This is a genomic window from Agrococcus sp. Marseille-Q4369 (genome assembly GCF_018308945.1).
In the GTDB taxonomy this organism is placed as follows: domain Bacteria; phylum Actinomycetota; class Actinomycetes; order Actinomycetales; family Microbacteriaceae; genus Agrococcus.
Genome location: NZ_CP070501.1, coordinates 2256606 through 2279972, shown reverse-complemented (window position 1 = coordinate 2279972; position 23367 = coordinate 2256606). Strand labels below are relative to the sequence as shown.

General features: G+C 71.4%; 19 protein-coding genes, 1 tRNA gene and 1 pseudogene. 5 read left to right on the top strand and 16 right to left on the bottom strand.

Features of this window, described 5'->3' with window-relative positions; genetic code table 11:
• Nucleotides 1-18: 18 nt before the first annotated feature.
• From JSQ78_RS11500 to JSQ78_RS11480, 5 genes and pseudogenes are all read right to left on the bottom strand, one after another.
• Nucleotides 19-147, bottom strand: coding sequence for a MetS family NSS transporter small subunit (locus JSQ78_RS11500; protein WP_084154883.1), 129 nt, complete (start codon nt 145-147; stop codon nt 19-21).
• Nucleotides 144-1616, bottom strand: a pseudogene (locus JSQ78_RS11495) (sodium-dependent transporter). Before JSQ78_RS11495 ends, JSQ78_RS11500 begins: the two are co-directional and overlap by 4 nt.
• Before the next feature lie 131 nt (nt 1617-1747).
• Nucleotides 1748-2602: a sugar ABC transporter permease gene (locus tag JSQ78_RS11490; protein WP_249296060.1), complete on the bottom strand. Its 855-nt coding sequence runs from the start codon at nt 2600-2602 to the stop codon at nt 1748-1750.
• 80 nt (nt 2603-2682) lie between these two features.
• Nucleotides 2683-4209 carry an ABC transporter permease subunit gene (locus tag JSQ78_RS11485; RefSeq protein WP_249295665.1) on the bottom strand — a complete coding sequence of 509 codons (1527 nt, stop codon included), beginning with the start codon at nt 4207-4209 and terminating at the stop codon, nt 2683-2685.
• A gap of 156 nt (nt 4210-4365) precedes the next feature.
• Nucleotides 4366-5622, bottom strand: a complete 1257-nt coding sequence (locus JSQ78_RS11480) for a sugar ABC transporter substrate-binding protein (protein WP_211447714.1) — start codon at nt 5620-5622, stop codon at nt 4366-4368.
• Between the two features lie 180 nt (nt 5623-5802).
• Here JSQ78_RS11480 and JSQ78_RS11475 point away from each other — a divergent pair, with 180 nt between their 5' ends.
• Nucleotides 5803-7446 (top strand): glycoside hydrolase family 13 protein, encoded by a 1644-nt coding sequence (locus JSQ78_RS11475; protein ID WP_211447713.1) that lies wholly within the window; start codon nt 5803-5805, stop codon nt 7444-7446.
• A gap of 71 nt (nt 7447-7517) precedes the next feature.
• On the opposite strand, the gene JSQ78_RS11470 is transcribed toward JSQ78_RS11475, so the two are convergent.
• Nucleotides 7518-8702, bottom strand: coding sequence for a M23 family metallopeptidase (locus JSQ78_RS11470; RefSeq protein WP_026372646.1), 1185 nt, complete (start codon nt 8700-8702; stop codon nt 7518-7520).
• 185 nt (nt 8703-8887) lie between these two features.
• Nucleotides 8888-9691, bottom strand: a complete 804-nt coding sequence (locus tag JSQ78_RS11465; protein WP_211447712.1) for an inositol monophosphatase family protein — start codon at nt 9689-9691, stop codon at nt 8888-8890.
• A gap of 90 nt (nt 9692-9781) precedes the next feature.
• Here JSQ78_RS11465 and JSQ78_RS11460 point away from each other — a divergent pair.
• Nucleotides 9782-9866 (top strand) — tRNA-Tyr (locus tag JSQ78_RS11460).
• A 328-nt stretch (nt 9867-10194) separates the two neighbouring features.
• Here the strand turns inward: JSQ78_RS11460 and JSQ78_RS11455 are convergent.
• Nucleotides 10195-10770, bottom strand: coding sequence for a hypothetical protein (locus JSQ78_RS11455; protein WP_211447711.1), 576 nt, complete (start codon nt 10768-10770; stop codon nt 10195-10197).
• Between the two features lie 59 nt (nt 10771-10829).
• Between JSQ78_RS11455 and JSQ78_RS11450 the strand changes: the two genes are divergently transcribed.
• Both JSQ78_RS11450 and JSQ78_RS11445 read left to right on the top strand, forming a co-directional pair.
• Nucleotides 10830-11321 carry a YajQ family cyclic di-GMP-binding protein gene (locus JSQ78_RS11450; RefSeq protein ID WP_211447710.1) on the top strand — a complete coding sequence of 164 codons (492 nt, stop codon included), beginning with the start codon at nt 10830-10832 and terminating at the stop codon, nt 11319-11321.
• A gap of 22 nt (nt 11322-11343) precedes the next feature.
• Nucleotides 11344-12795, top strand: a complete 1452-nt coding sequence (locus tag JSQ78_RS11445; RefSeq protein WP_211447709.1) for a phospholipase D-like domain-containing protein — start codon at nt 11344-11346, stop codon at nt 12793-12795.
• 6 nt (nt 12796-12801) lie between these two features.
• Here the strand turns inward: JSQ78_RS11445 and JSQ78_RS11440 are convergent, their stop codons facing one another.
• The 4 genes from JSQ78_RS11440 to JSQ78_RS11425 are packed head-to-tail and all read right to left on the bottom strand — an operon-like array spanning nt 12802 to nt 16730.
• Nucleotides 12802-13566, bottom strand: coding sequence for a sulfite exporter TauE/SafE family protein (locus JSQ78_RS11440; protein ID WP_211447708.1), 765 nt, complete (start codon nt 13564-13566; stop codon nt 12802-12804).
• A 1-nt stretch (nt 13567) separates the two neighbouring features.
• Complete coding sequence (locus JSQ78_RS11435; RefSeq protein ID WP_211447707.1) at nt 13568-14920, bottom strand: FAD-dependent oxidoreductase; 1353 nt, start codon at nt 14918-14920, stop codon at nt 13568-13570.
• Between the two features lie 47 nt (nt 14921-14967).
• Nucleotides 14968-15978 (bottom strand): polyprenyl synthetase family protein, encoded by a 1011-nt coding sequence (locus JSQ78_RS11430; protein ID WP_211447705.1) that lies wholly within the window; start codon nt 15976-15978, stop codon nt 14968-14970.
• Complete coding sequence (locus JSQ78_RS11425; protein ID WP_211447703.1) at nt 15978-16730, bottom strand: class I SAM-dependent methyltransferase; 753 nt, start codon at nt 16728-16730, stop codon at nt 15978-15980. Before JSQ78_RS11425 ends, JSQ78_RS11430 begins: the two co-directional genes overlap by 1 nt.
• Before the next feature lie 70 nt (nt 16731-16800).
• Between JSQ78_RS11425 and JSQ78_RS11420 the strand changes: the two genes are divergently transcribed.
• Nucleotides 16801-18009: an isochorismate synthase gene (locus tag JSQ78_RS11420; RefSeq protein WP_211447702.1), complete on the top strand. Its 1209-nt coding sequence runs from the start codon at nt 16801-16803 to the stop codon at nt 18007-18009.
• A 321-nt stretch (nt 18010-18330) separates the two neighbouring features.
• Here JSQ78_RS11420 and JSQ78_RS11415 read toward each other — a convergent pair whose 3' ends face one another.
• From JSQ78_RS11415 to menD, 4 genes are read right to left on the bottom strand one after another with little or no spacing between them, the layout of a single operon-like run.
• Complete coding sequence (locus tag JSQ78_RS11415; protein ID WP_211447701.1) at nt 18331-19182, bottom strand: PPK2 family polyphosphate kinase; 852 nt, start codon at nt 19180-19182, stop codon at nt 18331-18333.
• Nucleotides 19183-19191: 9 nt separating this feature from the next.
• Complete coding sequence (locus JSQ78_RS11410) at nt 19192-20400, bottom strand: AI-2E family transporter (protein ID WP_211447700.1); 1209 nt, start codon at nt 20398-20400, stop codon at nt 19192-19194.
• Nucleotides 20400-21257, bottom strand: a complete 858-nt coding sequence (locus JSQ78_RS11405; RefSeq protein ID WP_211447699.1) for an SDR family oxidoreductase — start codon at nt 21255-21257, stop codon at nt 20400-20402. Before JSQ78_RS11405 ends, JSQ78_RS11410 begins: the two co-directional genes overlap by 1 nt.
• Nucleotides 21241-23340, bottom strand: a complete 2100-nt coding sequence (menD, locus tag JSQ78_RS11400) for a 2-succinyl-5-enolpyruvyl-6-hydroxy-3-cyclohexene-1-carboxylic-acid synthase (protein WP_211447698.1) — start codon at nt 23338-23340, stop codon at nt 21241-21243. The genes JSQ78_RS11405 and menD overlap by 17 nt, the downstream gene beginning before the upstream one ends.
• Nucleotides 23341-23367 lie beyond the last annotated feature (27 nt).

The following is a 23367-nucleotide window of genomic DNA, read 5'->3' as shown; positions in this document are numbered from 1 at the left end:
GCGCGTCGGGCGGTCGCGTCAGAGGTCGCGCATGGATGCGTCGGGCTCGGGGCCCTTGAACCGCACGATGTTCACGATCGCGGCGCCGAGCCCGCCCCACAGCACGAGCATCGAGACCGCCATCAGCAGGATCGCGTCGATCGTCATCGGATGACCTCCTCGTCGTGCGGCGGCGCCTCGAGCGGCGTCGTCTGCTTCCACTTCGGGATCGCGAGCAGCACGCCCGCGACGAGTGCGGCACAAGCCGCGCCCCACCCGAACACCCCGAGCATCCACGCCGGGTATCCCTCGTACGGCACCGTGATCGCGGTGACCGCCTCCTGCACGAGGATGAGCGCGATGAGCACGGGCGTGATGTACGTCACGAGCACGACCCACCAGCGGCCGAGCCGGATCGAGCCGAAGCGGCTCATGTGGTCGGCGAACCACGGCACGCGCCGGAGGCCCCAGCCGACGGCGACCATCGCGACGAGCGCGACGAGCAGGATGCCGAAGCGGTTGATGAAGTAGTCGGCGATGTCGAGCACGACCACGCCGCTCCTGGTGGAGAAGAGCAGGATGCTCACGATCGCCATCGGCACGGTCACGGCGAGGCTCGCGGCGACGCGCCCCAGCTCGAGCTTGTCGCGCACGGCCGAGATCACGACCTCGAGGATGCTCACGAGCGACGTGAAGCCGGCGAGCACGAGCGATGCGAAGAACAGCACGCCCAGCAGCGCGCCGAACGGCGCTTGCGAGATGATCGCCGGGAACGCGACGAACGCGAGACCGATGCCGGCGCTCACGACGTCGGCGACCGCAGCTCCCGAGGCTTGCGCGAGGAAGCCGAGCGCCGAGAAGACGCCGATGCCCGCGAGCAGCTCGAACCCCGAGTTCGCGAAGCCGACGACGAAGGCCGAGCCGGTCATGTCGATCTTCCGCCCCACGTAGGAGGCGTAGGTGATCATGATGCCGAAGCCCACCGAGAGCGAGAAGAAGATCTGGCCGAAGGCGCTCGCCCAGACCGCCGGGTCGAGCAGCGCCGCCCAGTTGGGGGCGAAGAGCGACTGCAGTCCGTCCAGCGCGCCCGGGAGCATGAGCGCCTGCACGACGAGCGCGCAGAACGCGATGAGCAGCACGGGGATGAAGATGACCGAGGTCGCCCCGACGCCCTTCTGCACGCCGAGCGCCATGATGACGATCGTGACGAGCCAGATGATCGCCATCGGGATGAGCACGGCCGGCACGAACTCGAGCGAGACGACGCCCGCCTCCGTCTGCAGGAACTCGCCGAAGAGGAACGCCTACGGGTCGTCGCCCCACGCCTGCGTGAACGAGAAGCCGATGTACTGCGTCGACCACGCGAGGATCGCCGCGTAGTAGAGCGCGATGACCACGCAGATCGACACCTGCCACCAGCCGATGAACTCGAGCCGACGGTGCAGGCGGGCGAACGAGAGCGGTGCCGAGCCGCGCTGCGAGTGGCCGATGGCGTAGTCGAGCAGCAGGAGCGGGATGCCCGCGACGAGCAGCGCGACGAGGTACGGCAGGATGAACGCCCCGCCGCCGCCCTCGTAGGCGACGTAGGGGAAGCGCCAGATGTTGCCGAGCCCGACCGCGGAGCCGATCGCGGCCATGATGAAGACGGTCTTGTTCGAGAACCGCCCTCGATCGATCGGCGCCTTCACCTGCGTCATGGCCAGACCTCCACCGCTCCGTCGAGATGCATGCCCCTACCGTGCCACAGCTGCCGCGGGCGCGGGGCGCCCTACTTGACAGCGCCCGCGGTGAGCCCGCCCACGATGTACTTCTGCAGCCACAGGAACAGCGCCATGACCGGGATGGCCGCGAGCACCGCGCCTGCCGCGAAGACGGGGTAGTTCGTGTTCGTCTCCTCGGAGACGTAGCGGAAGAGCCCGACGGCGAGCGTGAGCCGATCTGGGCTCGTCAGGATGACCGACGAGACGACGAACTCGCTCATCGTGCTGATGAACGACAGCAGCCCGACGACGGCGAGGATCGGCGCGACGAGCCGCAGGATGATGGTGAAGAAGATGCGCGCGTGACCCGCGCCGTCGATCTTCGCCGCCTCGTCGATCGACGACGGCACGGTGTTGAAGAAGCCGTACATCAGGTAGGTGTTCACGCCGAGCGCGCCGCCGAGGTAGATCATGATGAGGCCGACGAGCGAGTCGAGGCCGATCGCCGGGAAGAAGTCGCTGATGCCGCGCATGAGCAGGTAGATCGCCACGACCGCGAGCAGCTGCGGGAACATCTGCACGAGGATGAGGCTCAGCAGCCCGAAGCGGCGGCCCGTGAAGCGCATGCGGCTGAACGAGTAGGCGGCGAGCGCGCCGAGGAAGACGGTGCCCGCGGCGGTGACGAGACCGACGATGAGCGAGTTGGCGAACCACGCGGCGTAGGGGCGCCGCGGATCGCTCAGCAGGGCGACATAGTTCTCGACCGACACCTCGCGGAAGAGCGCATTGGAGCCGGTGAGGGTGCCGCTCGGGTTGAGCGACGCGCTCAGCACGTAGACGAGCGGGAAGGCGGCGAACAGCACGACCGCGATGCCGACGAGGTGCCGCCAGCCGAGCTCGCGGAGCCACTTCTTGAACGACATCCTCGGCTGCGCCGCAGGGCGTCGCTCGCGCTCGCTGTCGCCGGTCGGGTCGACGGCGATGGGATCGATCTCGATGCTCATCAGTGGAGCTCCTCCAGCGCCTTGGTGCGGCGGAACGCGATCGTCGACACGGTCGCCACGATGATGAAGATGAGGATCGACAGCGCCGAGGCGAGGCCGTAGTCGCGGCCGACCCCCTCGAACGCCGTCTTGTAGACGAGCGTGATGAGCAGGTCGGTGTGCCCGACGTTCTCCTCGACGCCCGCCATGCGGGGACCACCGCGCGTCAGCATGTAGATGATGTTGAAGTTGTTGAAGTTGAACGCGAACGACGAGATGAGCAGCGGCGCGGTCGAGACGAACAGCAGCGGCAGCTTGATGCCGCTGAAGACCTGCCAGCCGCTCGCGCCGTCCACCGACGCCGCCTCGGTGAGCTCCTCCGGGATCGACTGCAGCGCGCCGAGGCAGATGAGGAACATGTAGGGGAAGCCCAGCCACACGTTCACGATGATCGTCGACACCTTCGCGAGCCACGGATCCGTGAGCCACGGGATGTCGGCGCCGCCGAGCAGCACGTTGTTGATGAAGCCGAACTCGGTGTTCATGAGGCCGAGCCAGACGAGCGCGCCGAGGAACGACGGGAACGCGTACGGCAGGATCGACAGCACGCGATAGGCGAACTTCGACTTCATGCGCGGGTCGTTGAGCGCGATGGCCAGGAAGAGGCCGAGGAAGAACGAGAGCCCGACCGAGATGATCGCGAACGCGAACGTCCAGAGCAGCACCAGGACGAGCGCTCCGCCGTAGCGAGGGTTCTCGAACGGGTAGAGGAAGTTCTCGAACCCGACGACGATCTGCCAGCCGGTGCCGAGCACCTGGCCGTCGTCGCTCTCGAACTGGCCGTTGCCGAGGTCGCGGTAGACGATGCCGGTCGCGCTGTCGGTCATGGTGTCGGCCGCCTCGTCGTAGACGAAGGTCGACTCGAAGACGAAGGCCTGGGATGCGTTCGTCGTGCGGAGGAAACCGTCCGCGAGGTCGTCGCTCAGCGGCACCTGCAGGGCGGCGATCTCCTGCTGGCGCTGCAGGATGTCCTGCATCCCGAGGCTCGTCCAGCCGGACGCGGCGGTCGCGCGCGGCCCGTCCATCGTGACGTCGCGCTCGGCGACCTGCTCGAGCGGCTCCTCGGCCGTGCCGACGAGCACGTCCCCGTCGGGGCTCGTCGCGAGCAGTCCGAGCCCCGCGAGGCTCTCGACGACCTGCACCTGGTAGACGGGCGAGCCCTCGACGCGCTGCGTGTTCTGCCCCACGATCGCCGAGATCGCGTCGTCCTTCGTCGAGTTGTGGCCGTCGCCGTAGTTCGTGAAGGCGATGTAGAGCGTGTAGACGATGACGAAGACCTGGAAGAGCGCGAGGAAGATGAGGCCGGGCGTGAGGTACTTCGCCGGCAGCAGTCCGGGGCTCAGGTAGACCCAGTTGACGAGCAGCGTCACGACGAGCACGACGCCCGCGAGCACGTAGTCGTCGCGCAGCAGCATCACCGACATCGCGAAGACCGCGACCGCGTCGACGAGCGCGAGCAGCAGCAGCTTGACCGCGAGCACCTTCATGCTCGAGGGCTGGTGGCGGATGCCACTTTTCGGCGCCCGGGTGGGCCTGGGCGGTGCGGCGGTAGTGGTCAAGACGGGCTCCTGTCGCCTCGGCTGTCGCTGGGGATGGGACGGCGGCCGGCCCGATGGGGCCGGCCGCCGCTTGCACCGGGGGGCTCAGCCGCCCAGCGTGCCCTGGATCTTCGCAGCCATCTCGGTCCAGGCCGCGGCCGGGTCGGCCGCCTGGCCGCCGATGATCTGCGCCTCGGTGGTGCCCCAGTCGGTCCACAGCGCATCCATCTCGGGGATGTTCGGCATCGGCACGCCCGCGGCGCCGACGGCGCCGAAGCCCGCGACGTCTTCGTTCGACTGCGCGGCCTCGAACGCCGCCGTCAGCGCGGGCGCGCGCTGGCCGCTCTCGAAGATCGCCGCCTGCGCCTCCTCACCGGCGATGTACTCGGTGAGGAACTGCGAAGCGACGATGGGGTTGTTCGCGTACTGCGAGATGAAGAAGCCCTGCACGCCCACGAACGGGGTCGCGGGCTGGCCGCCCGCCGAGGGGATCGGGTCGATCGCGTACTCGATCCCCGCCTCCTGGAAGTCGGCGAGGTTCCACGGACCGGTGATCGTGTACGGGCTCGTGCCGGAGGCGAACTGCTCCTTCGCGATGTCCTGCGAGATGTTCAGGTTGATGATGCCGTCGGCACCCCACTGCGCGAGCGCCTGGGCGAACTGCACGTTGCCCTCGTTGCCGAGCTGCAGGTCGTCGGGGTTGTAGGAGCCGTCCTCGTTGATGCCGAAGACCGGGCCGCCGAACGAGGCCTGCAGCGGGTACAGGTGGTACGGGTCGGCGTTGTTCGGGTCGATGCCGACGAGCAGCGGGTGCTCGGCCTGGCCCGACGCGACGGCCGCCTGGCCGGTGGCGACGAGGTCGTCCCACGTCGCGGGCGCCTCGGGGGCGAGCGCCGTGTTGCGCACGAGCGCGATGTTCTCGATCGAGACGGGCACGCCGTAGACGGAGCCGTCGTAGGTCATGGCCGAGACCGCGACCTCCTCGAAGTCGCTCGCGAGGTCGCCGAGCTCGACCTGCTGGATGACGCCGTTCTGGACGAGCTTGCCGATCCAGTCGTGCGCGCCGACGACGACGTCGGGGCCGTCGCCCGAGGGCGCCTGGGTCGTGAGGTCGTCGCGGATGGTGTTGAAGTCCTTGATGATGACCTCGACCGTCGTGCCGGTCTCCTCCTCGAACGAGGCGACGACGCCCTCGAGGGCCGACGCGCGGTTCTCGTCCATCCAGATGACGAGCTCGCCGCCGCCCTGCGGGGCTGCCGACTCCGTGCCCTCGGGCGCGGGGGTGCCGCCGCCCGAGCAGGCCGCGAGCGTGAGCGCGAGGGCGCCGACGCCGACCGCCTTCATGAGGCTGCTGTGCTTCATGGTGCCTTCCTTCAGGTCAGATGGGCTCCGCTGACGACGGCGTCGTAGCGTGCCTGGCTCATCGTGGCCGCAACCTGCCCCCTCTGCAACCTGGCGTGACCGATAGCAGCCGATCGTTGGCATTCTGTGACCTTGGGCACCGTGTCGGCGCTCCCCAGGGCATCCGCCTAGCCTGGAGCCATGACCGAAGCCTCGACACAACAGCAACCGCAGTCCGCGCCCGGCCACGAGTGGTGGCGCTCGGCCGTCATCTACCAGATCTACCCGCGCAGCTTCGCCGACGCCTCGGGTGACGGCATCGGCGACCTCGCGGGCATCACGGCGCGGCTGCCGCACGTCGCCGAGCTGGGCGTCGACGCGATCTGGCTGAGCCCCTTCTACCGCTCGCCGCAGAAGGACGCCGGCTACGACGTGAGCGACTACATGGACGTCGACCCGCTCTTCGGCACGCTCGACGACTTCGACCGCATGCTCGCCGAGGCGCACGCCCAGGGCCTCCGCGTGATCGTCGACCTCGTGCCGAACCACTCCTCCGACCAGCACGAGTGGTTCCAGGCGGCGCTCGCCGCGGGCCCTGGCAGCCCGGAGCGCGCGCGCTACATCTTCCGCGAGGGCAAGGGCCCGGGCGGCGACGAGCCGCCGAACAACTGGCAGAGCGTCTTCGGCGGGCCCGCGTGGACGCGCGTCGCCGACGGCGAGTGGTACCTCCACCTCTTCGACTCCTCGCAGCCCGACTTCGACTGGAACAACCCCGAGGTCGGCGACATGTTCGTCGAGGTGCTGCGGTTCTGGCTCGACCGGGGCGTCGACGGCTTCCGCGTCGACGTCGCGCACGGCAACGCGAAGGCGGAGGGGCTGCCCGACGTCGACGAGGAGCTCATCGCCGCCGGCTCGATGGAGTCGCCGTTCTTCGGCCAGGAGCACGTGCACGAGATCTACCGCCGCTGGCGCACGGTGCTCGACGAGTACGAGGGCGACCGGGTGCTGTGCGCCGAGGCGTGGGTGAGCCCGCTCGAGAAGATGGCCCGCTTCGTGCGCCCCGACGAGATGCACCAGGCGTTCAACTTCGTCTACCTCGAGACGCCGTGGGACGCGGCGCAGCTGCGCTCCGTGATCGACGAGTCGATCCGCGCGTTCGGCGAGGTCGGCGCCCCGCCGACGTGGGTGCTCTCCAACCACGACACCATCCGGCACCGCACGCGCCTCGCGCTCGTGCCGCCGCCGCCCCACGGCGCAGGCATCGGACCGACCTCGAAGTCGAAGGCCGACCCGACCGTCTCGCTGCGGCGCGGCCGCGCCGCGACGGCGCTCATGCTCGCGCTCCCCGGGAGCGCCTACGTCTACCAGGGCGAGGAGCTCGGCCTGCCCGAGGTCACGGCGATCGCGCCGGAGCAGCGCGAGGACCCGACGTTCCACCGCACGAAGGGCGAGCTCTGGGGCCGCGACGGCTGCCGCGTGCCGATCCCGTGGGAGTCGGAGGCGCCCGCCTACGGCTTCTCGCCGACGGGCGAGACGTGGCTGCCGCAGCCGCCGGAGTGGGCGACGCTCGCCCGCGACGCGCAGGCCGGCGTCGAGGGCTCGACCCTCGAGCTCTACCGCCGCGCGCTCGCGCTGCGCGAGGCGCACGGCCTCGGCACGGGTGAGCTCGAGTGGATCGACGTGGGCCCGACCGCGATCGGCTTCCGCAACGGCGGCATCACTGTGATCGCCAACATCGGTCACGACGCGGTCGACGTGCCGCGCGGCGAGATCCTGCTCGCGTCGTCGCCGCTCGACGCGGCGTCGCTCGCCGCCGACGAGACCGTGTGGGTGCGCACCGCCTGATCAGGCGCCGATGCATGAAGGACGCCCTGCCGATCGGCAGGGCGTCCTTCTGCGATTCGCGGGGGCGGCGCTCAGCGGTGCTCGAGGTTCATCTCGCGCGTCTGGAGCCACAGCACCGGGTCGAACGAGACGTAGTCGCTGTTCTTCAGCTCGAGGTGCAGGTGCGGGCCGGTCGAGCGGCCCGAGTTGCCCACCTGGCCGATGATCGTCGTGATGTCGACGACCTGGCCGACGCGCACGTCGATCGAGCCGGGCAGCATGTGGCCGTACCAGGACTGCACGAACTGGCCGTCGATGTTGTGGTCGATGAAGACGGAGTAGCCGCCGCCGCCCGGGTTGTTGCCCTGGAAGACGGCCGACACGACGCCGTTCGCGATCGGGCGGATGTCGGTGCCGAGGCCGGGCGTGAAGTCGCTGCCGCCGTGGAAGCCGCCGGGACGGTAGCCGAAGCCGCTCGACATCGACACCTGGTCCATGTCGGGGAACGGCGTCTGCACGAAGCTCGTCTCGAGCATCGACCACACCTGCGGGAAGGCGGGGTCGCCCGTGTAGGAGGGGCCGGCGGGCTCGCCGTCGGCGACCGCCTGGAAGGCGGCGCGCTCGCCGTCGGACATACGCGCGGCCGCGACCTGGTCGTTGACGATGATGTCGTCGCGGGCGAAGTAGCTCGTCACCTCGGCCGAGACGCCCTCGAGCGTCTGCTCGCCCTCCTCGTGCATCGCCGCGACCTGCGGGTCGATGCCGCCGGGCTGCTGTACGGCCTGGGCGGGCAGGCTCGTGACGACGACGAGCGAGCCGATGAACAGGAGCGCGCCGCCGGCCGTGATCTTCTGCGCGATGCCGCGGACGCTCGTCGGGCGCCGGGTCGGCGGTCCGACCGGGGCCGTCTGGCGGACGACGCGCGGGGCGAGCGGGCGCGGCGCCGGCGGGCGGACGGCGGGCACGCTGTCCCCGCCGGTGCCGAGCGAGGGCGCGTCGACGGTGATGACCGGCGTGGTGAAGGCCTCTGCCGCCATCGTCACGGGCAGCTCGCGCGCGGCTTGCGTCGCGGCCTCGCGCATCGCGCGGCGGGTCGTGTAGAGGGGCGCCGAGCCCTCGACGACCGTGACGCGAGCGGCGGTGCGGGCCTCGGCGGCGGTGAGCGCGATCGCCTCGGCGGCGCGCTCGCGCTCTCGCAGCTCGCGGCGCGTGGGCGGCGCAGGCGCGACGACAGCCTCAGCCGACGAGCGCAGTGCTCGTCGTGTGGGGGATGTCACGCGGGGGCCGTCCTGGAGGTCGAAGTCTGGGGTTCGTTGGCGCGCGTCGATCCTGGGGGCGATCGTGACCAGCGCCGGTTTCGATGAAAGCACGGACCGGGCGTCAGGAGCAACGACGCGCGGAGCGGCTCTGTCGCGCGCTCCAGCCATCAAAGATAACGGAATGGTAACGACCTGGCAAGAGGTCAGACACCCCCGACGGGCAGCGGCGCCAGCAGCTCGAGGATCTCGGCCGCCACCTGCGGGTGCGCCGCGAGCAGGAACCGCGAGCCCGGCGCCTCGCCCTCCCAGCCGTGCAGGGAGCCGCCGGCCTCCTCGACGATGAGGGCGCCGGCCGCGAAATCCCACGGCTGCAGGCCGATCTCGAAGTAGGCGTTGAGCCGGCCGGAGGCGACGTTCGCGAGGTCGAGCGCGGCCGCGCCGATGCGACGGATGTCGCGCACCGAGCCGATGAGCTCCTGCACGATCGCGGCTTGCCGCTGCCGGCGGGCCGCGTCGTACCCGAATCCCGTGCCGACGAGCGCGGTCGCCGCCGGGACGGCATCCGCCACCCTGATGGGCCGGCCGTCGAGCGTCGCTCCCCCGCCCCGGGTCGCCTCGAAGCGCTCGCCCGACGCGGCGTTGACGACGACGCCCGAGAGCGGCTGCCACGTCGCGGGGTCGGGGTCGCCCTCGACGAGGCCGATGGAGACCGCGTACGCGGGGATGTCGTAGAGGTAGTTGACGGTGCCGTCGATCGGATCGATCACCCAGGTGAGCCCGGAGGTGCCCGGGATGCTCGTGCCCTCCTCCCCCAGGATGCCGTCGTCGGGGCGCGCGGCGCGCAGGCGCTCGACGACGAGCCGCTCGACCTCACGATCGGCCTCGGTGACGATGTCGACGAGGCTCGACTTGCTCGCAGCGACCGCGACGCCGACGCGTCGGCGGGCCCGCGCGAGCTCGGCCGCCTCGACGGCGATGCTGACGTTGAGGTCGTGGAGCTCGCGCATGCCTCCACGGTAGCGATCCCGCCCCGGCGCCGAGCAGGGCGGGGCGGCGCCTGGGGGTGTTGTAAGGTGGACGACGGCCCGCGCGGCCTCGGCGAGTTACCCAAGCGGCCAAAGGGATCTGACTGTAAATCAGCTGGCAATGCCTTCGGGGGTTCGAATCCCTCACTCGCCACCATCCGGAAGCCCCGCCTCGAAGCGGGGCTTCCGCCGTCTCGGTCGCGCCCGCCGGCCCGCAGAGTTCCGGCACTCTGCTGCTCAGCGGGTCTCTGAGCGCAGAGTTCCGGCATTCTGCGCCTGCGCGAGGTCGCGAGGCGCACAGTTCCCGCAGGGTGCGGCGCGCGACGCGCGACGCGCGGCTGGGTCGACCGGCCTAGGATCGGGGCATGGCAGATTCCTCGTTCGATGAAGTTGAACGCTAACGGTCGACTTCTGTACCCGGACGATCGGCCACCCCTTCGAGCACGGCTCCCGCTCCACCGATGCGGCGCGCTTCCGCCCTGCGGCTATCCCCAAGTGGCCAGCAACTCACGAACAGTTGCTTCGTACGCACGCCTCTCGAACGTCACGCTCCGCCGCGGCATCTCCGCCCAGAGCTCATCCGCTATCGCATCCTGATAGGTGATGTCGCGCCACTCGACGGTGTCGTCGGTGACCCGCACTTCCGCGCTCAGCGCGCCGCAAGCGAGGTCGTAGCATCCCGGGCAGTACAGGAGCCCCACTCGACCGTCGCCGAACCGAACATCTGAACGGGGAGATGAGCGACTGTCCACCAGCAGTGCACGCAGGCTCGCTGCCGCCGCTGCCTCCCCCGAGAAACCCTCGACCATCCAGGTGATCTCGTGCCGCTCGCCCTCGGCGCTGGCGAACCAATCGCGTATTGGCTCGCCGTCCACAGTCCAGTCAAGGAAACGCTGCGGGGAAAGCTCGACATACTCCTCGCGCAGCCGAAGGAATCCCTTGGAACGCCATTCACCGTGCGGCGTGAGTGCCCAGCGCGTGCCGAGCGTGGACATCCCCGCCGGCCGTGCTTCCATGGCAGGACTGTACGCGATGCGGCGCAGCCCTTGCGTGACGAACACCTCGGGCTCCTTCAGCGACTTGCGTTAGCACAAGGAACCCGGTGATCTAGGCTTGCGCTATGGCAAATGACTCGAGCTTCGATGTGGTCAGCAAGGTCGACAAGATGGAGGCCGAGAACGCCGTCAACCAGGCGCGCAAGGAGGTCGAGCAGCGCTACGACTTCAAGGGCGTCGGCGCCGACGTCGCGTGGAGCGGCGAGAAGCTGCTGCTCAAGGCGTCGAGCGAGGAGCGCGTGAAGGCCGTGCTCGACGTCGTGCAGTCGAAGTTCATCAAGCGCGGCATCGACCTCAAGATGCTCGAGCAGGGCGACCCCTACGCGTCGGGCAAGGAGTTCCGCATCGAGATCTCGCTCAAGGACGGCATCTCGAGCGAGGACGCGAAGAAGGTCACGAAGCTCATCCGCGACCAGGGGCCCAAGAGCGTCAAGGCGCAGATCCAGGGCGACGAGGTGCGCGTCACCTCGAAGAGCCGCGACGACCTGCAGGAGACGATCCGGCTGCTGAAGGCCGGCGACTTCGAGATCGACCTGCAGTTCGTCAACTTCCGCTGAGCCCGGCCACTCCCCCGTCCCCGTGGAGCTGACGCTCGCCGAGGCGTTCACCACGCTCTACTTCGTCGTCGACATCCTGCTGCGAGTCGTCGCCCTCTTCGTCGTGCCCTACAACCGACGCCCCTCCTCGGCGATCGCCTGGCTGCTCGTCATCCAGCTGCAGCCCATCGTCGGCTGGATCGTCTTCGGCATCCTCGGCAACACCCGCTTGCCGCGGGCCCGGCGCGAGAAGATGTCGGCGATCCAGGAGCTCATCCGCGAGAGCACGCTCTCGATCGACGACGCACCTGCCGCGCGCGACCGGCCGTCGTGGCTCGGCGGCGTGATCGAGCTCAACCGTGCCCTCTCGTCGATGCCGCACGTCGGCCCGACGCAAGGCGTCGTGTGGGGCGAGTTCGACGCGCAGCTCGAGGCGATGGCCCGCCGCATCGACGAGGCCGAGCGCTGGGTGCACGTCGAGTTCTACCTCATCGTCGCGAGCGAGCGCACCGAGGTCTTCTTCGCCGCGCTCGAGCGCGCCGCCGCCCGCGGGGTCACGGTGCGCGTGCTCGTCGACCACCTCACGAGCGCGCGCTACCCGCGGCGCAAGGAGACGATCGCCCGACTCGAATCGATGGGCGCCGAGTGGCGCGACATGCTGCCGCTGAAGCCGTGGCGCGCGCAGTGGCAGCGGCCCGACCTCCGCAACCACCGCAAGCTCGTCGTGATCGACGGCTCGGTCGGCTTCACCGGCTCGCTCAACCTCGTCGACCCGTCCTACCTGTGGAGGAAGAACATCCGCCGCGGCCTGCAGTGGCGCGACTCGTGGATCGAGCTCACGGGTCAGCCGGTGCGGGCGCTCGACGTGCTCTTCTGGTCGGACTGGTGGGCCGAGTCGAATGAGCTCGTCGAGCTCGCGACGCACGGCTCCGAGCACCAGGGCGACCTCAACGCATCCGTCGTCCCCTCGGGACCCGGCTTCGAGGGCGAGATCAACCTGCGCATCTTCCTCGAGCTCGTGCACGCGGCCGAGCACCGCATCACGATCGTGAGCCCATACTTCGTGCCCGACGAGGCGATGCGCTACGCGATCACGTCGGCCGCAGTCCGTGGCGTGGAGGTCGAGCTGTTCGCGAGCGAGATCGGCGACCAGTTCTGGACCCACCACGCGCAGCGCTCGTACTACGAGGAGCTGCTGCGGGCAGGGGTGCGCATCACGCTGTTCGCGAAGCCGACCGTGCTGCACTCGAAGTTCATGACCTTCGACGAGAAGGTCTCGGTCGTCGGTTCGTCGAACATCGACATGCGATCGTTCGGCCTCAACTTCGAGGTGTCGATGCTCATCGAGGGCGAGTCGATGGTCAAGCAGCTGCAGGGCACGGCGGAGGGCTACCGGCTGCAGTCGTCGGAGCTCACGCTCGAGACGTGGCTCGCCCGACCGCGCGTGACGCAGCTGTTCGACAACGTCGCGCGGCTGACGTCGGCGCTGCAGTAGGGCGGTTCACGCGAGCAGCATCGTGAGCGCGACGCCGATCGCGAAGGCGATCACGACGACCCGCAGCGCCCACGACGGCACCCGGCGCGAGAGCCAGCCGCCCGCGATGCCGCCCGCGAGCGAGCCGGCGAGCATGACGAGCACGACGCCCCAGTGGATGAGCGGCGAGAAGGCGAGGATGATCGCGCCGGTGCCGTTCACGACCGCGGCGAGCACGTTCTTGAGCGCGTTGTGGTGCTGAAGCGAGTCGTGGATGAGCAGGCCGAGCATCGCGAGCATCATGACGCCGACGCCCGCGCCGAAGTAGGAGCCGTAGATGCCGACGAGCACGAACGAGACCTTCGTCGCCCAACCGCCGGTGGAGACGGTGTCGAAGCCGCTGTCGGGCGCGCGGCCCAGCCGCTTGGCGATGAGCGGCTGCGCGGCGAAGAGCGCCGCCGCGCCGAGCACGAGCCACGGCACGATCGCGGTGAACGAGTCGGACGGCGTGAGCAGCAGCAGCACCGCGCCGAGCGCGCCGCCGATCACCCCGAACGGGGCGTTCGCCAGGAAGCGCCGGCGCTGGTGCCGCAGCTCGGCGCGGTAGCTCCACGCGCCGCCGAGCGTGCCCATGAGCATGCCGATCGACGACGTCATGTTGGCCGCGAGCGGGCTCATGCCGGCGGCGAGCATCGCCGGGAAGGTGATGAGCGTGCCGCCGCCCGCCGCCGCGTTGATCGCGCCGCCGCCGACCGACGCGAGCGCGATCAGCGCCCAGCCGATCGGCTCCAAGTCAGCGCTCGTCGCGCGAGATCTGCACCATCTCGTCGCGCGGCACGACCTTGACGCGCGCGCGCCCGTGGGGCTCGCCGAGCGCCATCTCGTGCTCGTCGAGCCGGATCCAGCCGTCGATGTCGGTCCACTCGACGCCGCGCTCCGAGAGCAGCCGCGGCACCGCATCGGGGTCGAAGGGCTCGGGCGACCACCACGAGTTGGAGTCGCCGAGCAGCTGCTCGATCGTCTCCTTCGCGTCGGACTTCGTGTGGCCGATGAGGCCGACGGGGCCGCGCTTGATCCAGCCGGTCGCGTACATCCCGGGCAGGGGGCGGATGCCGTCCATCACGCGCCCGGCCTCGTTCGGGATGACGCCGCGGCGCTCGTCGAAGGGCACGCCCGGCAGCGGCGAGGAGAAGTAGCCGACCGCGCGGTAGACGGCCTGCACCGGGAACTCGCGGTACTCGCCCGTGCCCTCGAGCCCCTCCGGCGTCGGGCGTGTGCGCTCGACGCGGAGCGCCTCCACGCGCTCGTCGCCGAGCACCGCATCCGGCCGCGACCAGAAGTGCAGGTGCAGGCGACGCGACGCCGTGCCGACCTCGCGCTGCCGCCACTGGTCGAGCACGCGCGAGATCACCAGGATCTGCTTGTTCTGCTTCGCGGTCTCCTCGTCGGGGTCGACGCCGAAGTCCTCGTCGTGGACGATCATGTCGACGTCGCGCAGCTCGCCGAGCTCGCGCAGCTCGAGCGGCGTGAACTTCACCCCGAGCGGGCCGCGGCGGCCGAAGACATGCACATCGGTGACGGGGGACGCCTCGAGCCCGGCGACGACGTTGTCGGGCACCTCGGTCGGCAGGAGGTCCTCGGGGTGCTTCACGAGCATCCGGGCGACGTCGAGGGCGACGTTGCCGTTGCCGATGACAGCGATCTCCTTCGCCTCGAGCGGCCACTCGCGCGGCACGTCGGGGTGGCCGTCGTACCAGGAGACGAAGTCGGCGGCACCGTAGGAGCCGGACAGCTCGACGCCGGGGATGTCGAGCGGGGCGTCCTTCGTGGCGCCGGTCGCGAAGATCACGCCGTGGTAGAGCCGCTCGAGGTCGGCGACCGTGATGTCGTCGCCGAAGCGCACGTTGCCGAACAGCCGCACGACGCCCGCCTCGAGCACCTCGCGGAGCGCCGAGATGATGCCCTTGATGCGCGGGTGGTCGGGCGCGACGCCGTAGCGCACGAGACCGTAGGGGGCGGGCAGCTGCTCGAACAGGTCGATGTAGACGTCGCCGCCGGCCTCGCGGACGGCCTTCTTGAGGATGTCGGCGGCGTAGATGCCTGCGGGGCCTGCGCCGATCACGGCGATGCGGAGCGGTTCGCTCACTTCTCTCCTTGGGGTGAGGGCGGGCGCGCCGCCCGGACTTCGTGTGCTCAGCGGGTGCGCGAGACGACCTTCTCGGCGAACGCCTCGAGGCCGCGCCGCACGGTGCCGGCGGGCAGCGGCTCGAGCGCCGCGAGCGCCTCGCGCTGCCAGCGCTCGGCCTCGGCCATCGTCTCGTCGACGACGTCGTGGGCGGCGAGCTCGGCGACCGCGGCGGCGAGGTCGGCGTCGTCGGCGGGATCCTGCAGGCGCGCGAGCAGCGCGGCCGCGGCGTCGTCGGTTCGACGGGCCAGCAGCAGCACCGGCAGCGTCTCGACGCCGGCGCGCACATCGTTGCCCTGGTCCTTGCCGGTGTCGGGGTCGGCCGAGAGGTCGAGACAGTCGTCGACGAGCTGGAAGGCGACGCCGATGCGCTCGCCGAACTCGCGGAGGGCCGCGCGGTGCTCGTCGTCGGCGCCGCTCACGAGCGCGCCGCACTCGGCGGCGGCGGCGATGAGCGATCCGGTCTTGTCGGCGAGCACCTGCAGGTAGTGCGTGACCGGGTCCTCGTCGCCCGGGCCGAGCGTCTCGTGCAGCTGCCCGAGGCAGAGCCGCTCGAACGTGCGCGCCTGCAGCTCGGCGACCTCGCGGCCGAGCGGCGCGGCGAGCTTGCCGGCGCGCGCGAAGAGCAGGTCGCCCGCGAGGATCGCGACGGAGTTGCTCCACGCGACGTGCGCGGAGGGCACGCCGCGACGCGTCTCCGCCTCGTCCATGACGTCGTCGTGGTACAGGCTCGCGACGTGCGTGATCTCGATGAGCTCCGCCGCCGTCAGCACCTGGTCGTCGATGCCTCGCCCGAGGTGCGCCGTGAGCAGCAGCAGGAGCGGCCGGGCGCGCTTGCCGCCGGCCTCCAGGAGGTAGCGCGTCACCGCATCCGCCACGGGATCGGCGACGTGCAGGTGGGCGAGGAGCCGCTCCTCGACCGACTCGAGGCTCTCCTCGATGCGGTCGACGACGCGGCGGTCGGCGGGCGCCGTGAAGCGCGGCCCGCGGAGACCGAAGGTCTCGGGGATCGTCGGCATCAGTCGGCCTGCTCCTCCGCGCTCGCGTGGCGCGCGAGGCGCAGCGCGGCGGTCTGCTCGGTGGGCTTGCGGCCGCGATGCAGGGCGACGACGCCGAGCGTGAGGTTGCGGTGGGCGACGCGCGTGAAGCCCGCGGTGCGGATCCACTGCGAGAGCGAGTGCTGGTCGGGCCAGCTCGAGATCGACTCGACGAGGTAGCGGTAGGCCTCGGGATTGCTGCTCGCGAGCCGCGCCATGCCCGGCAGCGCGGTGCGCAGGTAGAGCTCGTAGCCCTTGCGCACGACATCGACCGGCGGGTGCGAGAACTCGCACACGACGAGGCGGCCGCCGGGCTTCAGCACGCGGTAGAACTCGCTGAGCGCCGCGCGCGGCTGCTGCACGTTGCGCAGGCCGAAGGAGATGGTGACGGCGTCGAAGGTGTCGTCGTCGAACGGCAGCTCGGTCGCGCTGCCGTGCACGAACTCGATGTCGGGGTGGCGGCGACGGCCCTCCTCGAGCATCCCGTGGCTGATGTCGAGCGCGGTGACGAGCGCGCCGGCCTTCGCCATCGGCGCGGCCGAGGCTCCCGTGCCGGCGGCGACGTCGAGGATGCGCTCGCCCGCCTGCGGGCGGACGGCGCGCTGCATCTGGATGCGCCACAGCTTGTCGTTGCCGCCCGAGAGCAACGAGTTGAGCAGGTCGTAGCGCTTGGCCGTCGCGTCGAACATGCCCGCGACCTCGTTGGGGTCCTTCTGCATGTCGGCTCGGCTCACACCCCCATCCTAGGCGGCGCGGGCTGAGCCCAGGTCGGGCGCCTCGAGACGGACGTCTAGGCTGGCGTGCATGCCCAGCCTGCACGTGCGCACCGAGCGCGCGGAGCCCGGCCGGCTGCTCGAGCACGCCGAGCCGCGCTGGCCGCTCGCGATCCGCCGCGGCGCCGACGGCATCGTCGGCCGGGGCGTCGCGATGCGGCTCGAGTTCCGGGGCCCTTCGCGCTTCACGGACGCGGCGGATGCGTGGCGCGACGTCGCGCGGGACGCGGTCGTCGACGACGCGGTCGCCGTCCCGGGCACGGGGCTCGTCGCCTTCGGCGCGTTCGCGTTCGACGACGCGTCGGCCGCGACGAGCGTGCTCATCGTGCCGGAGCTCGTCGTCGGCCGTCGCGGCGACGACGAGTGGGTGACGTGGATCGGCGACGAGGGCCGCCTGCACCCGACCGCGGTCGAGGAGGTGCGCGTCGAGCTAACCGACGGCGAGATCGACGCCGAGCGCTACCGCGCCGTCGTCGCGGCGGCGACTGAGCGCATCCGTGCCGGTTGGGCCGAGAAGGTCGTCGTCGCCCGGGATCGCGTGGGGCAGCTGCCGCCTGACGGGGATGTGCGCTCGGTCGCGGTCGGCCTCGTGCAGCGCTACCCCGATGCGGTGACCTACGCGGTCGACGGGGTCGTCGGCGCGAGCCCCGAGACGCTCATCGCCGCGCACCGGGGCCACTTCTTCTCGCGCGTGCTCGCGGGGACGGCCCCGCGAGGGGCGACGCCCTCGCGCGACGCCGAGATCGCGGAGGCGCTCGCGTCGGGCGACAAGGATCTGCGCGAGCACCGCTTCGCGGCGGACTCCGCGATGGCGGTGCTGCGCGAGCTCGCGCCGGATGCGCGCGCGTCGGAGCCGTTCCCGCTGCGGCTGCCGAACCTCTGGCACCTCGCGACCGACATCACCGGCACGCTCGGCGACCGCTCGACGCTCGACGTGCTCGCGCTGCTGCACCCGACCGCTGCGGTCGGCGGCACGCCGCGCGAGGCCTCGCTCGCGCTCATCCGCGAGCTCGAGGGCGTCGACCGCGGCCGCTACGCGGGGCCGGTCGGGTGGATCGACGGCGACGGCGGCGGCGAGTGGGTGATCGCGCTGCGCGGCGCCGAGATCGCGGCCGACGGGGGCATCCGCGCGTTCGCTGGCGCGGGCATCGTGGCGGGCTCCGACCCGGCCGCCGAGCTCGCCGAGACGGCCGTGAAGCTGCGCCCCATCACCGACGCGCTCGCCGACCCCCTCCCCTGACCGGCGCTCCGAGCGGTCACTTCCGCGCTCGAGCGGTCACTTCCGCGTGTGAGCGGTCACTTCCGCTTCCGAGCGGTCACTTTCGCGTGTGAACGGTCGATTCGGTGTGCGAAGGATCACGTCGGTGTGCGAGTGGTCAGTTCGTCATGTGAGCGGTCGGCCGGCCGGCGGGCGGCTGCTCCGCCACGCAGTTGACCGCTCGCGGGCGGAGTTGACCGTTCGCGAGCGGAGTTGACCGCTCGCGCGCGGAGTTGACCGTTCACGCGCGGAGTTGACCGCTCAGGCGGGGAATTGACCGCTCGAGGGCGGGCGGGCTCGCGGTCAGCTGGCGGGGGTGCCGCCCGCGCCGACGAGCCGGGCGCGCTCGGCGGCCACGTCGAAGTCGGCCGGCGGCCACTGCGGGTCGATGCGCTCGAGTGCCTCGAGCAGCAGCTCGCGCACCGCGAGCCGCGAGTACCACTTGCGATCGGCGGGCACGACGTGCCACGGCGCCTGCTCGGTGGCCGTGCGGGCGATCGCGATCTCGTACGCCTCCATGTAGGCATCCCAGTGCTCGCGCTCGTCGATGTCGCCCGGGTTGTACTTCCAGTGCTTGTCGGGCCGGTCGAGGCGCTCGAGCAGCCGCGTGCCCTGCTCCTCGAACGAGACGTGCAGCATCACCTTGATGAGCGAGATGCCGCGCTCGGCGATCCCCCGCTCGAACTCGACGATGCGGCCGTAGCGCTCCTCGATCACATCGGGCGCCGAGAGGCCGCGCACGCGGTGGATGAGCACGTCCTCGTAGTGGGAGCGATCGAAGACGCCGATGATGCCCGGCGCCGGCAGCTCGCGCTCGATGCGCCACAGGAAGTCGTGGCTGCGCTCCTCCTCGGTGGGCGCCTTGAACGCCTTGATGCGCACGCCCTGCGGGTCGACCTGCCCGATCACGTGCCGCATGATGCCGCCCTTGCCGGAGGTGTCCATCCCCTGCACCATGAGCAGCACCGAGCGCTCGCCGCCCGCGGTGCTCTCGGCGAAGAGCCGCTCCTGCAGCTCGGCGAGGCGCTCGGCGCCCGCCTCGAGCGCCCGCTGCCCGTCGGCCTTGCGGCCGTCGAACCCGGGGGTGGATGCGGGGCTCACGCTCGCCAGGTCGACGGGACCGGTGATGCGCAGCGCGTCGGTGATCGCAGTCATTGCGCGAGACTAGCCCCGTGACGCTGGCGGCTCCTGAATGGGGACCGCCGCGGTGGGCGGCCGCTGATCGCGAGGCCGCACCCCGGGCGACACGGCGCGGCCGAGCCTGCCCGGCGGCACCGCGTCGACCTTGTTCGAGATGAGCTTGCTGATCCACCCGAGCCGCGGGTCGGGGTCGACGAGCATCGTCTTGACGGCGAGGGTCGCCGGCAGCGCGAGCAGCGCGCCGACCGGTCCGAGCGCGAACGCCCACACGAGCAGCGACAGGAACGAGGTCGCGGGCGTCACCCCGACCGCGTCGCCCGCGACCTTCGGCTGCACGAGCGACTGCATGACGAAGTTGATGACGCTGAAGAGGATCGCGGTCAGCAGCGCGTTGAGCGGGCCGTTCGCGAGCAGCGCCATGAGCGTCGGCGGCACCGTGCCGATCACGAAGCCGATGTTCGGGATGTAGTTGGTCACGAACGCGAAGACGGCCCAGACGAGCGCGAGCGGCACCCCGAGCGCCGTGAGGGCGACGAGGTCGAGCGCCGAGACGACGAGGCCGAACAGCGTCGTGACGACCCAGTAGCGCTGCACGCCGGCCGCGAAGCGGTCGACGCCGCGCACGAGGTCGGGGTTCGTGATCGCGATGCGCTGCATGCGGTCGGGCAGCCGCATCGAGTCCCACGCGAGGAAGAAGATGACGACGAAGAGGGTCGCGACGAAGCCGAGCACGACGCCCGCGTCCGAGGCGAGCGCGCCGACGGTGCTCGCGATCGCGCCGGGGCTGAAGGCGTTCCGCAGCTGCTGGAGCGCCTCGTCCTCCGAGACGCCGAGCGTCTCGAGCCACGCGAGCGTCTCGCGGTAGAGCCGGTTGAACTCGCTCGAGTAGCCGGGCAGCTCGGTCATGAGCGACTGCACCGACCAGTAGATCGACCACAGCAGCGCGACGAGGAAGCCGTAGACCGTCAGCATCGACGCGAGCGCCGCGACCACCCTCGGCGCCCCGATGCGCAGCAGCCACTGCTGCAGCGGCATGACGGCGATCACGAGGTTGAGGCCGAGGAAGACGGGGGCGACGAAGGATGCGACCTGGTTGAAGGCGATGAGCACGGCGATGACGGCGATCACCGAGATCAGCACGATGAGCGTGCGCGGGAGCGCCCACCGCTCGCGCGGCGGCTCGGCCTGGAGGACGGGCGCCGGCTGCTGCCGCCGCTGCCACGGCCAGCGCATCAGCGGAGCGCCCGCTCGCCGTCGCGGTGCGTGGCCTGCCGACCGCGGAACGCGTCCATCCCCTCGTTGACGCCCAGCGCATCCGCCACCAGGTCGCCGAGCGCGGTCGGCAGCGCCTTGATCGCCGGCACGAGGCGCACGAGCGGCGGCAGCGCGAGCAGCGTGCGCCGCGACTCGATCGCGGCGAGGATCTGCGTCGCGACGCGCGCTTGCGACAGGATCGGCAGCAGCGCCGGCACCTTCGTCGTGACGCCGTCGAACATGCCGGTGTCGATGTAGAACGGCGCGACTGTGAGGGTCGTGATGGGCGAGCGCTCCTTGCGCAGCTCCGCGCGCAGCGACTCCATGAAGCCGACCGCGGCGAACTTGCTCGCGGCGTAGTCGGTCTGGCCCGCGACGCCGATGAAGCCGGCGGCGCTCGCGACGGTGACGATGCGCCCGCGGCCCGCGTCGCGCATCGCGGGCAGGAAAGCGCGCGTGACGAGGATGGGCGCGATCGCGTTGACGCGCATCGTGCGCTCGATCTGGGCGACGCTCAGCGAGGCGAGCGGCTTGCCGGAGATGACGCCCGCGTTGTTGACGACGACGTCGACGGGGCCGAGCATGAGCGTCTCGGCGGCCGCGAGCTCGATCGCGTCGGCGTCGGTGAGGTCGACGACGACGGCGGTCGCGCGGCCGTCCTCCGTGTCGATCTCGGCGACCACCGCGCGCGCCGCTCGCTCGTCGCGGTCCCAGAGCACGACGTGGGCGCCCTTCCGCGCCGCCGCGAGCGCGACGAGCCGGCCGATGCCGCTGCCGCCGCCGGTGATGACGATCCGCGTCGAGCCGTCGATGACGGTGTCAGAGCCCTTGCGCATCCGCGCCCCCTTCCAGCACTGCCTCGATGATGCCCGGTCTCGGCTGCGACAGGGCCCTCCGGAGGCCGGCGCGGTCGACGACGCGCTCGAACGGCCAGCCGTAGGCGGCCGCGAGGTGCTCGAGGTCGACGTCGTGCGGGGTGCGCTGCACGCGCGCGAAGTCGCCGGGGTCGGCGCTGCCGGCGACCTCGAGCAGCTCGAAGAGGCTGCCGCCGTTGTCGTTGCCGACGACGATCTGCAGCCGCGGCCGCTCCTCCCCGGGCGGCACGTGCAGGCCGCCTGCCTCGTGCAGCAGGGCGAGGTCGCCGATGAGCAGCCGCGTGATGCCGCCGGCGCTCTCGCGCTCGTGCGCGACGGCGATGCCGGATGCGGTGCTGACGGTGCCGTCGATGCCGGCGAGCCCGCGGTTGGCGTGGGCGCGCACCGCCTTCGGGCCGGCGACGAGGTCGAGCTCGCGGATGAGCCGCGACGCCGCGACGACGAGCCGGTCGTGCGGCCACGTGCGGTCCCACACCTGGCTCACGAGCTCGCGGCGGTTGATGGGCGTGCGCCCCTCCGCGAGCTCCGCCCGCGCGTAGTCGGCGCGCGTGAGCTCCGAGTCGGGCGCCGCCTCGGCATCGCGCGCGTCGGCGAGCGCGCGGCCCGCGTGCAGCCAGCGCTCGACCCACGCGCGATCGGCGTCGTCGGGCTCAGCGGGCTCGACCTCGATGCGCCCGGCGAGCACGCGCGTGACGCCGGTGCCGCGCACGTTGTCCTGCCCGGCGCGGCCGAGCACGACGACCTCGACGTCGGGCCGACGGATGAGGCCGGTCACCGAGCGCGAGAGGGTCGGGTGGCCGAGCACGACGACGCGCCGCACCTCGTCGGCGAGCTGCGGCACGACGTCGCAGCCGTGCGGCACGAGCAGCCGGCCGAAGCGAGCGCCGGAGGTCGGCTCGGCGAGCAGCGGCGCCGCGAGCGCCTCGGCGACGTCGACCGCTGCGGCGCCCGCGTCGGCGCCCGCGATCACGACCGTGCGAGGCGCGGGCAGGAGCGTCGCGCTCGGCATCTGCGGCCGCTCGACCCGCTCGACGCGGCGATGCTGCGTCGGCGCCCCGCCCGAGAGCGGCTCGCGGAAGGCGATGTTGAGCTGCACGGGGCCGGGCTCGGTGTGCTCGCGGTCACGCCAGCCCAGCGCGGCACGGACGGCACTGACCGCGTCGTCCTCGGGCTCGCACAGCGCATCCGCTCCCACATCGAGCACGACGCGAGCCGCGTCCCCGAAGATGCCCGCCTGCCGGGTCGTCTGGTTGGCGCGGATGCCGTGCAGCTCGGTCGGCCGGTCGGCGGTGATGGCGATGAGCGGCACGTCGCTGTGGTGCGCCTCGAGCATCGCGGGGTGGAGGTTCGCGAGCGCGGTGCCGCTCGTCACGACGATCGCGACGGGGCGCCGGGTCTCGCGCGCGAGCCCGAGCGCGAGGAATGCGCCCGAGCGCTCGTCGATGCGCACGTGCAGGTGCAGCGCGCCCTCGCGCGCGAGGCGGGCAGCGGCGAGCGCGATCGACTGCGAGCGCGAGCCGGGGCAGACGACGATGTCGCCGACGCCCGCGTCGGCGAGCGCGGCGACAAGCCGGTCGGCGTAGGCGGCTGCGGGAAGGGCGTCAGGCACGCGCCGCGTCGCCGTCATCGGGCGAGCGACGGCCAGACCCGTCGGAGTCGTCGGGGTCGTTCCCGGCGTCGGGGCCCACGACCGGTCGGTCGGGGCGGGGCTCGGTGCGGGCGGGGTGCGCGGGTCCTCGTCGTCGAGCGCGGCGAGCTGCGCCTCGAGCTCGGCGATGCGGCGATCGGCCTCCTCGTCGGAGACGAGCGTCGAGCGCGAGAACGACGGGTCGTCGTCGGGTGCCATCGGGCGCGCCGCCGAGCGGGGGCCCTTGCCCCACGCGAGCCAGGCGATCGGGCCGAAGACGGGCACGACGACGATGAGCACGACCCACAGCACGCGGTTGAGACGGCGGATGCGGCGGTCGTCCGTCACGGTGAGGTCGACGAGCGCGTAGACCGTCACCACGAGGGCGAGTATCCCGCCGAGGATGAGCCATCTCATGTCACCCACCCTAGGCCTCTTCCCTAT

Bases quoted from the DNA above. Each gene is read 5' to 3' on its own strand.
- JSQ78_RS11500 (WP_084154883.1), bottom strand. From the start codon at position 147: ATGACGATCGACGCGATCCTGCTGATGGCGGTCTCGATGCTCGTGCTG.
- JSQ78_RS11490 (WP_249296060.1), bottom strand. From the start codon at position 2,602: ATGTCGTTCAAGAAGTGGCTCCGCGAGCTCGGCTGGCGGCACCTCGTC.
- JSQ78_RS11485 (WP_249295665.1), bottom strand. From the start codon at position 4,209: ATGAAGGTGCTCGCGGTCAAGCTGCTGCTGCTCGCGCTCGTCGACGCG.
- JSQ78_RS11480 (WP_211447714.1), bottom strand. From the start codon at position 5,622: ATGAAGCACAGCAGCCTCATGAAGGCGGTCGGCGTCGGCGCCCTCGCG.
- JSQ78_RS11475 (WP_211447713.1), top strand. From the start codon at position 5,803: ATGACCGAAGCCTCGACACAACAGCAACCGCAGTCCGCGCCCGGCCAC.
- JSQ78_RS11465 (WP_211447712.1), bottom strand. From the start codon at position 9,691: ATGCGCGAGCTCCACGACCTCAACGTCAGCATCGCCGTCGAGGCGGCC.
- JSQ78_RS11450 (WP_211447710.1), top strand. From the start codon at position 10,830: ATGGCAAATGACTCGAGCTTCGATGTGGTCAGCAAGGTCGACAAGATG.
- JSQ78_RS11430 (WP_211447705.1), bottom strand. From the start codon at position 15,978: ATGCCGACGATCCCCGAGACCTTCGGTCTCCGCGGGCCGCGCTTCACG.
- JSQ78_RS11420 (WP_211447702.1), top strand. From the start codon at position 16,801: ATGCCCAGCCTGCACGTGCGCACCGAGCGCGCGGAGCCCGGCCGGCTG.
- JSQ78_RS11415 (WP_211447701.1), bottom strand. From the start codon at position 19,182: ATGACTGCGATCACCGACGCGCTGCGCATCACCGGTCCCGTCGACCTG.
- JSQ78_RS11410 (WP_211447700.1), bottom strand. From the start codon at position 20,400: ATGCGCTGGCCGTGGCAGCGGCGGCAGCAGCCGGCGCCCGTCCTCCAG.
- JSQ78_RS11405 (WP_211447699.1), bottom strand. From the start codon at position 21,257: ATGCGCAAGGGCTCTGACACCGTCATCGACGGCTCGACGCGGATCGTC.
- menD (WP_211447698.1), bottom strand. From the start codon at position 23,340: ATGAGATGGCTCATCCTCGGCGGGATACTCGCCCTCGTGGTGACGGTC.